This window comes from Parasphingomonas halimpatiens (assembly GCF_036663795.1).
Taxonomy (GTDB): Bacteria; Pseudomonadota; Alphaproteobacteria; order Sphingomonadales; family Sphingomonadaceae; genus Sphingomonas.
In genome coordinates, this window is sequence record NZ_JAXOJP010000016.1 from 60961 (window position 1) to 71818 (window position 10858).

Genomic DNA, 10858 nt, shown 5'->3' on the forward strand with positions numbered 1-10858 from the left:
CTTCGGAATTGGCCGTTCAACTGTCTGACAATGCATGACTATCGCGAGAAAGGCGCATCCGGGAGAAAACATGCTCAGGCGGTCGTCGTGAGAAGCGGCTTTGCTGGAAGCCCAGGAAAGGACGAGTCCCAAATCAAGCGGTGGGAACGCCCTTGCGCTCGGTTCGGGTCGTTATGCCAAGACTGGCGTTCGCTGATGCGTTCGTCGACAATGCCCGCGCAGCTTCAAGCGAGGACGAACTGTTCGACCTGCTCTCCGCGTGTTGCGATGCGATGGGCATCCGCTATTTCGCGCTGGTCCATCACATCGATTTCGGGGTCGATGCGGTGCCCGCGATCAGGCTCCACAACTAAGTGACAGGTCGCTCGCGCTGACCGTCCCTGCGGTCAAAGCGGTCGTCCCATAGGATCGCCCTGCGATCAGCGATGCCGCATCGACCTTCTGGAGCGCCACGATGCCGCCGTCGGCGCTGCCGGGGTCGGACAGCGTCAGGCTGTTGCCGAGATCATTGCCGACCCCGATCGCCTCCAGGATATTGTCCGAGACGCCCAGCCGGCTGCTCGTCACGTCGCTGCTGTCGAGAGAGATGCGCGGCGCATCGATCATCAGCGCCTGGACGTCGGATCCAAGATTGCGCTGGCTGCTGGCGATGAGGCTCTCGCTACTCGCGACCACGCCAGCGTTGCCGGCGGAGAGGCTGGTGGGGCCGACTGCAGAAATGGCCCCCGGCAGGTCGGGCGCGAGACTGTCCGACGTCTGGTTGCCGCGCGCCGACGCGCTGATGGTGTTGCCGGAGACTGTCGTCGCGGAGTCCTGAACGGGCGCGGACAGGACGGTTTGAACCACTGCGCCACCAGCGTTCGAAATGACCGGGGCGGTGCGGTTGAGCTGATCGGTCACGACGAGCCGGGGACTCGCGACCTGGGTGCCAGCGACCTGCGCCTGCGCCGGCATGACGGCGAGCATGGTGACGAGCGCGGCACCTGCGCTGCCGAGAAGGTGACGCCGGGTCAATCGGCGACGCCCGACGAGACCGCGCCGCTGTTGGTCTGCGCACCGTCGACCGTGGCAGCGCCATGGCCGTCGCCGACGGTCGTTGCGCTGTCGTTGCCGGTCGCGGTCGAGGTCGCGCCGGTGACGGTCGGAGAATTCGCCAGCGCAGTCTGCGCGCCGCTGTTGCCCGTGGCAGTCGCCGCGATCGAGCAATTATACTGCCGCGCGATATTGGTGTTGTAGATCGGCGCCGCATAATAGCCGCCGCGCCGCTTCTCGATCATGTCGAGCACGGCCGCCTGGTTGGCGCGATCGGCGGATGTTTCGAACTGCCAGGCGAGGCTCTCCCCATAATTGTTGGCGAGGACGGGGGCGGGAGCGGTAGCGATTCCTGCGATCACACCGAAAGCTATGAGTCGGCGCCAATGGCGGCCGTCGGGCTTCGAATTACCTGAAAGGCGGGCGGTCATGAGAGTCTCCCCAAGGGCCTGCGGCGTGATGCGCGCTGGCGTCGGGGGCGATTAAGGGAGGCGTAAAGGTCGCCAGGCAACAAGGAATCGCAGCGATCGTAGCGTGGGGTGCAAAGACAGGAAAACGGCGTGACGCCTTCCCATCCGCGCTGACAAGCATGCAGAGTCACGAAGCCTGTCCACGCGTCAGCGAACAATTCGCCATATGGTCGTCACCGTGATAGACCATTGGCATCACCCGACCGCAGATGCAGGCGTCCCGTGACCGTGGGAGGATCGCGCCCTCGCCTGTAAATGCGGGGCTCCCGATGACGTCTAACGATCTCCATTCTTTCGCGAACGATTGAGCGGAAGTACCAACCACTCTTCCGGTGCGGAACCTCGAAGAGGCAAACCGGCTCGCGCAGGCGATCGTCAACACGATCCCCGAACCGTTTCTGGTGCTCGATGCCGATCTGCGCGTGCTCGAGGCGAGCCGATCCTTCTACGAGATCTTCAAAGTCGAGCCTGACTAGACCCAGGGCTGTCTGCTCTATGCGCTGGGGCACGGGCAATGGGACATTCCCGCACTACGCCTGTTACTCGAAACGATCCTTCCCGAGCGCGTCGCAATGGACGGGTTCGAGGTCGATCATGATTTTCCCGCGATCGGCCACCGCATCATGCTGCTCAACGCGCGCAAGGTCCTGTACGACGAGAGCGACACAATGGCGATCCTGCTCGCGTTTCGCGACGTAACCGAGCGCCGCGCGATCGAGCACGAGAAGGAAGCGCTGCTCAAGCGATCCGACGAACTGCTGCGGCAGAACCAGGTGCTGCTGCAGGAAATGAAGCATCGTGTCGCCAACAGCCTCCAGATCATCGCCAGCATCCTGTTGCTCAAGGCGCGCGCCGTGTCGTCCGACGAAACGCGTTTTCATCTGCTGGATGCGCATCAGCGCGTGATGTCGGTCGCCGCCGTCCAGCAGCATCTCGACATGACCGACGGCATCGACCAGATCGAGGTCTCCAACTATTTCGAAAAACTCTGTGCCGGCCTCGGTGCGTCGATGGTCGGTGACAATCAGCCGGTCGCGCTCACGGTGACCTCCGATACCGGCATGGTGCTGTCAGCCACGGCTGTCAGTCTGGGACTGATCGTCACCGAACTCGTCATCAATGCGCTAAAATATGCTTTTCCCGACCGGAAGCTCGAAGCGGCGATCGATGTTCGATATGCGATCGACCATGACGATTGGACCCTCACCGTTAGCGATAACGGGGTCGGCAAGGCGGCTGACGGCCCTCCCAAATCGGATGGCGGTCTTGGCACGACGATCGTCGCGGCCCTCGCCAAGCAGTTGAACGCTCAGGTGACGATGACGACGGGCGTAGCGGGATTTACCATCATCGTTGCGCACGCTGTCGCGGCGACACCGCTCCTCCAGGCCGCCTGAGCGGAGCGCCCCGGCATCGGGGTCGCATTCGTAGATCATTGTTTTCCTGAAAATGGATAGTTTCATGCGCAGGCGCGTTCGGGGGCTACATCAATCTGGGATCGTGACACCACGATCATCCGCACATCGAGACATCAGGCAATTTTGACAAACGATGTGCTGATTCTGGTGGTCGAGGACGAGGCGTTGATCGCCGAGCAAGTCATTTCAGGTCTCGAAGAAGCCGGCTACGCGGGCACGACCGCCTGCAATGCTGAAGACGCGATTGCGCTTCTGGAGGAGGACGGCGCAGCATTCCGCGCGGTCATTACCGATGTAAATCTGGCCCCAGGCAAATTGACGGGGTGGGACGTTGCGCGGCGCGCGCGGGAACTCGTCGCCGATTTTCCGGTCATCTATATGTCGGGCGCGAGCGGACACGAATGGACATCGAACGGCGTCCCCAACAGCCTGCTCATCGGCAAACCCTTTGCGATCGGCCAGATTATTACCGCCGTTTCGCACATGCTGAATTCCGGCGTGGCGAACGCTCCCGGGTAAACATCAGGGGCCGGCTGCACTGCGGCCGCCGACCCGTCGAATCCTGTCTGGCTGCCGATCACGAGAACCTCCCCCTGGCCACGGCATGATGCGAGCCGGTGTCGGGGGCGATTGGAAGAGGCGCGAAACGCGTCCGCGCAACAAGGATCGGAAGCGCCCGTAACGTGGCATTGAAAGACAGGAAAACAGCGGAGCGGCGTTCCGGGCCATGGGCTGTTTCGCTGTCGTCGGTGCGCAACGCGCGACCGGCAGGCCTTTCCGAACAGCCTCCGGCGTTCTACTAATGTTCCCTGAACGCCGAACCGGCGAAGGAGGATGACCATGACCAGCGCCACGGACGATCGCTACCTGAAGACCGAGCAACCCTTCGGGCGCTGGCTGATCGGCCAAGTCGCCCGTGAGGATGCGATCGGCGCTCTGGCAAGGTCGGCCAAGGCAGATTCGAAGTTTCCGAAAGACGGCGATTTCGAAGCGATCTCGCGCCGGCTGAACGAATTGCAGGCCGAGGGCGAAATGCACGTCGCGCTCGAAGATGCGGAAGGTGCCTGGTTGAGCTTATAGCGCGCTCAACGCGTTTCAGATCGCCAATGCGGCCGAGGCGTCGCGTTCCTCCGGATTTGTTATAAAACCTCGGACATTGGGGCACAGCATCCGAGGAAACATAACAGCAAATCCGCCACGGGAGCTTGCTCATGCCCTGCCAGGTCCGGCCGGCCGCAGCGACGTCTCAGATGATCGCCGTGTCCAGCTTGATGCCCTTGCATAGCGAGACCAGTTGTTTGGCGGCTTCCGGATCGCGCTGATCCATCGCGGCGCCGGCTGCGTCCTTGAGGGCGGCGGTGACGCCGCGGACCTGGGCGACATCGATCGCATCATGATGATAAAGGCCGCGCACAACCGCGCGGATGGCAAGTTCGGTGGCCAGATCCATGGCGACTCTCCTGACGACTCGACCGGCAGATTGCCGGCGCGCGCTTGTCGCCGACCTTACCCCGGCATGGCTCATCCTCACATGGCGAAATGGGCCGCCCGGAGGCGTACGACAGTGACTTTCACTCAGTGATAAGCCATGTGTCGCGACTCGCTGGCGAAGCTCTGTTGGTCCCTGGGAGGGACAGGAATATGGGACGCGCGCTCTACTATATCGTCAGCGAGGGTGGCCGTTGGATAGTCCGGCACAGCGGCGCGGATTATCCCTATCTCACGCGGTCGACGGCCATTTCAGCTGCGATCGATGCCGCGCGCGCTTCCGGCTCGAGGGGGCACGAGGCGGAAGTACTGATCGAAGGCACCAATGGCGCCTGGAGCGCTGAGTGGGTTTATGGCCGCGACCCCTATCCTCAGCCAAGCTGATCTTTTGGGCGCAGGACCGCGAGCGGGATAATGACCTCGCGTTCTTCGGCACGAGTGAAGGCCGCTGGCCTAGGAAGCCCGAACGGCGGTCACGTTGATCGTATCGATATGGCCGGCGGCACGGCGTTCATATTCCTCGGCCATCTTCGTGTGCGTCAGCGCGACCCCGCGGTCGCTGCAGGAGCCGGCCAACGCGCGCTCGCGCCGCGCCCGTTGCTGGAAATAGGGTCGGTCATCGACGTTGTGCATAACATCTCCATCGCCGCCCCGACTCAGAACCCTTCAATCTTATCATATCCAGGGTGCCGAGTCGCCAATGTCTGCCGGGTTGATCGGCTCCCGGCCAGGCACGGACGCGAAGATCGACAGCGCCCTCCCCCGGGCACTATGCACCATAACTGATGCATTAACTGCTGTAACGATCGATTTATGGTGCGTATTATAATTTCGCATCTTGCCGAATCCAGTTTCGCATCATAAGCCGTGCATTATCGGGAATAGTGCCTCTTTAATGGTGCAATAATGAAAACATCTCGCGCGCAGACCGCGCTTCCTCTTGCCGTCAGACGCGCCTTGACGAAGCTGGGCAGCGATATCGCGACGGCGCGAAAGCGGCGCAATCTGACGATCGCCATCGTTGCCGAGCGCGCCTTTGTGGGTCGCAACACCATCACCCGTGTCGAGCGTGGTGATCCGGGCGTGGCGCTCGGCATCTATGCGACGATCCTTTTCGTCCTCGGCCTTTCGGAGCGCCTGGGCGATCTTGCGGACCCGGCGGCGGATGAGGTCGGCACGTCACTCGAGATCGAGCGGCTCCCGATCCGGGCGCGGATTCCCAAGGCGGGGAGTCGCTGAGGCATGGACCGCGAGATCGATGTCCATCTGGACTGGGAAGGCGAAACCCTGCCGATCGGCCGGCTCTGGGCGCGTTCCAAGGGCAAACGCGAAACCGCGTCGTTCGAATATGCCCGGGAATGGCTGGGCCGGCGCGGCGCGTTCGCGCTCGATCCCAATCTTCCGCTCCGCTCCGGCCAGTTCCACACCGCCGGCGGCCTGTTCAACGCGTTTACCGATCCTGCGCCCGATCGCTGGGGCCGCAATCTCCTGTCGCGGCGCGAACGGCGCCAGGCGCGCGCCGAAGATCGCGCGCCCCGCACGCTCCTCGACGTCGATTTCCTCCTGCTGGTCGAGGACGAGACCCGGCTCGGCGCACTACGTTTCAGCGAAGCAGGGACCGATGCCTTTCTTGCCCAATCCGACACGCCGATCCCGCCCCTGGTGTCGCTCTCCAGATTGCTGACGGCCGCGACCCGGGTCATCAACGACAAGGAAAGCGACGACGACCTAAAGCTGCTGCTGGCGCCCGGCGCATCGCTTGGCGGCGCGCGACCGAAAGCGTCTGTTCGTGGCGGCAATGGCGACCTGATGATCGCGAAGTTTCCCAGCCCCACCGACGACTGGCCGGTGCCGCGCTGGGAAGCGACCGCCATGCAGCTTGCCGAACGCGCCGGGATCGATGTGCCCGCGCACCGACTGGAGACGATCCTGAAGCGCCCGGTCTTCATCATGCACCGCTTCGACCGCACGGCTGACGGCGGACGAATACCCTTCATCTCGGCACTGACCGCGCTCGGCGCTGCCGATGGCGACACGCGCAGTTATCTCGAACTTGTCGACATCCTGCGCCAGGACGGCGCGCGGGTGGAGCAGGATGCCGCGCAGCTATGGCGGCGAATGGTCTTCAATATCCTGATCTCGAACACCGACGACCATCTACGCAATCATGGCTATCTGCGGCACCGGGACGGATGGTGCCTTTCGCCGGCCTATGATCTCAACCCGATGCCGACCGACGTCAAACCAAGAATCCACGCATTGACGCTGGACGAGACCAATGACGAATCCTCGCTGGACACGGCGCTTTCGGTAGCGGGCGCTTTCGGCATCAAGCCCGACAAGGCCAGGGAAATCGCGGCGGAGGTCGGCGCCGCGGTCAGCGGATGGCGGCAGGCGGCCAAGTGCAACGGCCTCACGGCAGCGCAGATCGAGCGGATGGAAAGCGCGTTCGAGCATGTCGATCTCGGAAAGGCTGTCGCGGCCTGAATTCTCGATGGCTGCGGCCCAAATCATCGCGCCGTACCGCTTGCTGCGATCCGGCCGGATCGACACCACCTGCCGGGCCTATGCAGCCGCGCAATGCGGGAAAAGCGGCAGACAGGAAGGCTCGCGCTCCGGTCTCGCGGACAGGCTCGCCGAAGCGACCGTCAACCACTCCACGGGCCAGTCGACTGACTCAATTTTGATGAGAATTGCGGGGCAAATGATGGCGGTTTCCAATCTGGGTGCGACGTCATGTAGAAAACGCTGCGGCCATCCTCGGTGATCTCACCGGGCTTTACTGTTATGTCGTCGTTGATCGCCGACGATGGTGCGACGATCCTGGTCCGAAGCACTTCGCCGACGAGCCAGTGCCGAAGGTGCGGAAGTGCGAGTCGCCGCGTCGACAGCCGGGTAGCGCCGTCAGATCTCGGACCTGCCCCCCGGGCGGGCCACCCTGTCAAACTGTTGGCAGATGCCGCCGCTTCCGCTGCGAAGCCGTACGATGCGGGCAATGGATATTCGCCGAACGCGTTGCCGTTCCATTTGGGACCGAATCGCAAGCGAAATGCCACCATTTTGGCTGTTATTTCATAAGCTTAATCAATTCTTCGAATTGACAAGCACCCGCAAATCCATGACAGAATAGCGACATAACAGAGTCGCCTTGCGGTCACGCCCCTGAGAAGGCGCCGACCTCAAGCATAATGGGGCGTGTCACGGGCCAAGGCGTTGGATGCGCCTCCGCGGCAGGGGTCGTGTTTTTATATGCCGAAATTGACGATCGCTGATGCGTTCGTCGATCGAGTTCGTGTCGCTTCAAGCGAAGCCGAGCTGTTCGAACTGCTATTGGATTGCTGCCGCGCGGTCGGCATCCGCTTTTTCGCCCTGGTTCACCATGTGAACTTCGGTCTGGAGCGGGTGCCCGCCATCCGGCTCCACAACTACCCGGCTGCCTGGCAGCGCTGGTTCGACGAGAATCAGCTCGGGCGATCGGACCCCGTCCACCGGGCCAGCCAGCTCATTTGCGAGGGATTCTGCTGGTCCATCGTCCCCGATCTGATCCCGATGACATCGATCGACCGAAGCGTCTTCTCTCAGGCCCGCGTCGTCGGTATCGGCGACGGCTACACGATACCAACGCATGTCCCGGGTGAGTTCACCGGCTCATGCTCGTTCGCCATGTCACCCGGCGAGCCCTTCACGCGCGAGCTCCAGATAGTCGCGCAGGTCATCGGTGGCGCCGCCTTCCAGGCCGCGCGTCGGATCACGCGCATCCGCGAGGCGTGGCCACCTGTCGAGCGGCCCTTGACCCAGCGACAGCGCGATTGTGTGCTGTGGTCGACACGCGGCAAGACCGACTGGGAAACCGGCGGGATCCTCGGGATCAGCAAGGGCACCGTGATCCAGCATCTGGCCAATGCCCGCGAGCGCTATGACGTCCATAACAAGGCGGATCTGTTGGTCCGCGCCTTGCTGGACGGCCTGATCGTCTTCTCCGAGCTCGGGCCGCGCCACCGGCCATAGAAAGTTCTTTCTATGGCAGATCGAGCGACCGTGTAGAATTTGGGCGCCTCCACAAACCTGGAGGCCGCCATGGCGCAACTGCTCAGTACGACACTACAAACCAGGGACGACGCTGCCCTGCGGGCGATGTACGCCGCCCGGAAACGCGTGTTCATCGACCTGCTCAAATGGGACCTGCCGGCCTTGGAAGGCCAGTATGAGATCGACGGGTACGACAATGAACATGCCCGCTACCTGATCCTTCTCGACAAGAGCGGGGCTCATCTCGGCTCGACGCGGCTCCTCCCGACCACCCGACCGCACATTCTGGGCGACCTGTTTTCGGCGCTTTGCGATGGGCCGGTCCCGACAGGACCGCGAACTTACGAGATTACGCGCTTCTGCCTGGATCGCACCCTGCGCGCAGCCGAGCGCCGCACGGTGCGGAACAGGTTGATCACCGCGATCGTCAGCCACGCGCTGAGCGAGGGCATCGATCGCTTCACCGGCGTCGCCGGGACGAGCTGGCTGCAGCAGATCCTCGGGTTCGGCTGGGACTGCCGGCCGCTCGGCCGGCCGCTGCCGCTACCCAGCCCGTGCGGCACGATCGGCGCCCTCGACATTCGTATCACCGACAACACGCCGGACCTGCTCGACGCTGCCGGCATCTGGTCGCCCGTCCCCGCCATCGACACCAATGAAAGGCGCGCCGCAGGCGCGAACGGCTGAGCCATGTTCGACATTTATGCTCCCCTCTCGCCCGGCTACGCCGCGGCCGCAGACGCGCTCCGTACCGATGGCTGGTGCCTGCTCACCGACCTCGTCCCCGCCGATCAGATCGCCGCGCTGGCGGAAGACTTCGACCCGCTGTTCGAAGCGACGCCATATTGTGACGGTGACTTCTACGGCCATCGGACCAAGCGCTTCGGCAGTTTGCTCAAACGCTCTCCCCGGGCCGCAGATTTCGTCCTCAATCCGACGATCATGGCGCTGGTCCGCGCGTCGCTCGGACCGTGGTGCGATACGATCCAGCTCAATCTGGCCCAGGCGATCGAACTCCATCCCGGCGCACCGCTTCAGTTCCCGCACCGTGACCAGGACATGTGGCAGGGCGTGAAGGGCAAAGTCGAATATCTGGTCAATGTGATGTGGCCGCTGACGCCGTTCACGCGCGCCAATGGCGGGACGCTGATCTATCCCGGCACCCACGGCGCGGCCGCGTTGCAGGAGGCCGGTCCCGGCCAGCCGCTCGTCGCGGCCTGCGACCCAGGCTCGGCGATCGTGTTTCACGGTTCGATACTCCACGGCGCCGGTGCCAACCAGACCGATGCCGTGCGTCGCGGCATGGTGGTCAGCTATTGCCTGGGATGGCTCAAGCCATATGAGAATCAATGGCTGGCCTATCCGCCACCAGTGGCGCGACGTTTCGCACCGGAGCTGGCGGCGCTGGTCGGTTATGCACAGCATCGTCCCAATCTCGGCAACTATGAGGGTGTCTGCCCGTCGATCCTGCTTGGCGACGATGTGCCGGAGCATATCGGCGCGATCGATGCGCTCCGGCCGGACCAATATGAGGCGGTGGCGGCGCACCGGTCGGCTCAGACCAGGGACACGGACGCGTGAGCCCCACCCACGCGATGGAGCGCAGCTACACAATGCTGCGAGAAATGCTGCGCGGCGGGGGCATTGCCCCCGGCGCGCGTCTGGACGCCAATCGCCTGGCCGACGAGATCGGGGTGAGCATGACGCCGGTTCGCGACGCGTTGAACCGGCTTACCGGCGAGCGCCTGGTCGATGCCAGCTCGGGCGAGGGATTCCACGCCCAGCAGCTCGGCGAAACAGAACTACGCCATCTCTATGAATGGAATTCGGCGATCCTCACCATGGCCGTACGCACCACACCACCGGCCGCACTTGCCCAAGCGGTTGATCAGGTCGGCCAAGGCGACTCGGTTTGCGACCGCACCTCGGCGTCGTTCGATCGTATCGGCCACGCGGTGCCAAACAGCGAATTGCGCGCCGCCATCCACGCAAGCACGATCCGACTACATCCATTTCGGATCGTCGAGCCCGAAGTGTTGGAAAGCGATAGCGAGGAACTTGCGAGGTTGCTCGTCGTCGACGGGGGGCAAGCGCTGGAAATCAGGCGATATCATCTGCGCAGGCTGCGCGCGGCAGGCGATATTCTTCGGCTCGTGAATGCGCGGTGGTCGCACAACACATTATAATACCATTATAATCTTTTTATAATCCCGACCCAAGCCGATCCTTCTCCCCGTCGCAACAACGCGACCGAAGGAGAATGACCATGGACCGCGATACCATCGAAACCGTCGAGCTCATCGATCTGGGCGCTGCCAGCGTCGAGACGCAGGGCGACGAGGTCGGCGCGATCGACACCTCGGGCTTCCAGCTCGCTTCCGGCCTCTCGAACGACTGAGCCAGACGGCCCGGCCCGGCGAC

At 63.2% G+C, this 10858-nt stretch carries 18 protein-coding genes; 14 read left to right on the forward strand and 4 right to left on the reverse strand.

All coding sequences use genetic code 11. From position 1 onward, the window contains the following. Positions 1 to 173: 173 nt before the first annotated feature. The gene (locus U1839_RS16190) at positions 174 to 353 is read left to right on the forward strand and encodes a hypothetical protein (RefSeq protein WP_332804627.1); all 180 of its coding nucleotides are present in this window, start codon (positions 174 to 176) and stop codon (positions 351 to 353) included. Here U1839_RS16190 and U1839_RS16195 read toward each other — a convergent pair. Both U1839_RS16195 and U1839_RS16200 read right to left on the reverse strand, forming a co-directional pair. Then, on the reverse strand, positions 337 to 1014 hold the full coding sequence (locus tag U1839_RS16195) for a hypothetical protein (protein ID WP_332804628.1): 678 nt from the start codon (positions 1012 to 1014) through the stop codon (positions 337 to 339). The two genes, U1839_RS16190 and U1839_RS16195, sit on opposite strands and share 17 nt — an antisense overlap. Beyond that, a complete protein-coding gene (locus U1839_RS16200; protein ID WP_332804629.1) occupies positions 1011 to 1463 on the reverse strand; it encodes a hypothetical protein in 453 nt (150 codons plus the stop codon). The genes U1839_RS16195 and U1839_RS16200 overlap by 4 nt, the downstream gene beginning before the upstream one ends. 371 nt (positions 1464 to 1834) lie before the next feature. Here U1839_RS16200 and U1839_RS16205 point away from each other — a divergent pair, with 371 nt between their 5' ends. From U1839_RS16205 to U1839_RS16220, 4 genes are all read left to right on the forward strand, one after another. Continuing rightward, the gene (locus U1839_RS16205; RefSeq protein ID WP_332804630.1) at positions 1835 to 1978 is read left to right on the forward strand and encodes a PAS domain-containing protein; all 144 of its coding nucleotides are present in this window, start codon (positions 1835 to 1837) and stop codon (positions 1976 to 1978) included. A 96-nt stretch (positions 1979 to 2074) separates the two neighbouring features. Further along, a complete protein-coding gene (locus U1839_RS16210) occupies positions 2075 to 2899 on the forward strand; it encodes a sensor histidine kinase (RefSeq protein ID WP_332804631.1) in 825 nt (274 codons plus the stop codon). Between the two features lie 156 nt (positions 2900 to 3055). Then, a complete protein-coding gene (locus tag U1839_RS16215) occupies positions 3056 to 3439 on the forward strand; it encodes a response regulator transcription factor (protein WP_332804632.1) in 384 nt (127 codons plus the stop codon). Positions 3440 to 3760: 321 nt separating this feature from the next. Continuing rightward, on the forward strand, positions 3761 to 4000 hold the full coding sequence (locus tag U1839_RS16220) for a YozE family protein (RefSeq protein ID WP_332804633.1): 240 nt from the start codon (positions 3761 to 3763) through the stop codon (positions 3998 to 4000). 166 nt (positions 4001 to 4166) lie between these two features. Here the strand turns inward: U1839_RS16220 and U1839_RS16225 are convergent, their stop codons facing one another. Next, a complete protein-coding gene (locus U1839_RS16225) occupies positions 4167 to 4370 on the reverse strand; it encodes a hypothetical protein (RefSeq protein ID WP_281126522.1) in 204 nt (67 codons plus the stop codon). A gap of 191 nt (positions 4371 to 4561) precedes the next feature. On the opposite strand from U1839_RS16225, the gene U1839_RS16230 reads away from it, so the two are divergent. After that, positions 4562 to 4792, forward strand: a complete 231-nt coding sequence (locus tag U1839_RS16230) for a DUF2188 domain-containing protein (protein WP_281126521.1) — start codon at positions 4562 to 4564, stop codon at positions 4790 to 4792. Positions 4793 to 4861: 69 nt separating this feature from the next. Here the strand turns inward: U1839_RS16230 and U1839_RS16235 are convergent, their stop codons facing one another. Then, on the reverse strand, positions 4862 to 5041 hold the full coding sequence (locus U1839_RS16235) for a hypothetical protein (protein WP_332804634.1): 180 nt from the start codon (positions 5039 to 5041) through the stop codon (positions 4862 to 4864). 324 nt (positions 5042 to 5365) lie between these two features. Here U1839_RS16235 and U1839_RS16240 point away from each other — a divergent pair, with 324 nt between their 5' ends. From U1839_RS16240 to U1839_RS16275, 8 genes are all read left to right on the forward strand, one after another. After that, complete coding sequence (locus tag U1839_RS16240) at positions 5366 to 5647, forward strand: helix-turn-helix domain-containing protein (RefSeq protein WP_332804635.1); 282 nt, start codon at positions 5366 to 5368, stop codon at positions 5645 to 5647. Positions 5648 to 5650: 3 nt separating this feature from the next. After that, positions 5651 to 6895: a type II toxin-antitoxin system HipA family toxin gene (locus tag U1839_RS16245; protein WP_332804636.1), complete on the forward strand. Its 1245-nt coding sequence runs from the start codon at positions 5651 to 5653 to the stop codon at positions 6893 to 6895. Beyond that, the gene (locus tag U1839_RS16250) at positions 6864 to 7175 is read left to right on the forward strand and encodes a hypothetical protein (RefSeq protein WP_332804637.1); all 312 of its coding nucleotides are present in this window, start codon (positions 6864 to 6866) and stop codon (positions 7173 to 7175) included. The genes U1839_RS16245 and U1839_RS16250 overlap by 32 nt, the downstream gene beginning before the upstream one ends. A 428-nt stretch (positions 7176 to 7603) precedes the next feature. Beyond that, positions 7604 to 8416: a LuxR family transcriptional regulator gene (locus U1839_RS16255; protein ID WP_332804638.1), complete on the forward strand. Its 813-nt coding sequence runs from the start codon at positions 7604 to 7606 to the stop codon at positions 8414 to 8416. 69 nt (positions 8417 to 8485) lie between these two features. Further along, positions 8486 to 9124 carry an acyl-homoserine-lactone synthase gene (locus U1839_RS16260; RefSeq protein WP_332804639.1) on the forward strand — a complete coding sequence of 213 codons (639 nt, stop codon included), beginning with the start codon at positions 8486 to 8488 and terminating at the stop codon, positions 9122 to 9124. Between the two features lie 3 nt (positions 9125 to 9127). Continuing rightward, the gene (locus U1839_RS16265) at positions 9128 to 10018 is read left to right on the forward strand and encodes a phytanoyl-CoA dioxygenase family protein (RefSeq protein WP_332804640.1); all 891 of its coding nucleotides are present in this window, start codon (positions 9128 to 9130) and stop codon (positions 10016 to 10018) included. Next, positions 10015 to 10623, forward strand: a complete 609-nt coding sequence (locus U1839_RS16270; protein WP_332804641.1) for a GntR family transcriptional regulator — start codon at positions 10015 to 10017, stop codon at positions 10621 to 10623. Before U1839_RS16265 ends, U1839_RS16270 begins: the two co-directional genes overlap by 4 nt. 80 nt (positions 10624 to 10703) lie before the next feature. After that, the gene (locus U1839_RS16275; RefSeq protein WP_332804642.1) at positions 10704 to 10835 is read left to right on the forward strand and encodes a benenodin family lasso peptide; all 132 of its coding nucleotides are present in this window, start codon (positions 10704 to 10706) and stop codon (positions 10833 to 10835) included. Positions 10836 to 10858: the final 23 nt, after the last annotated feature.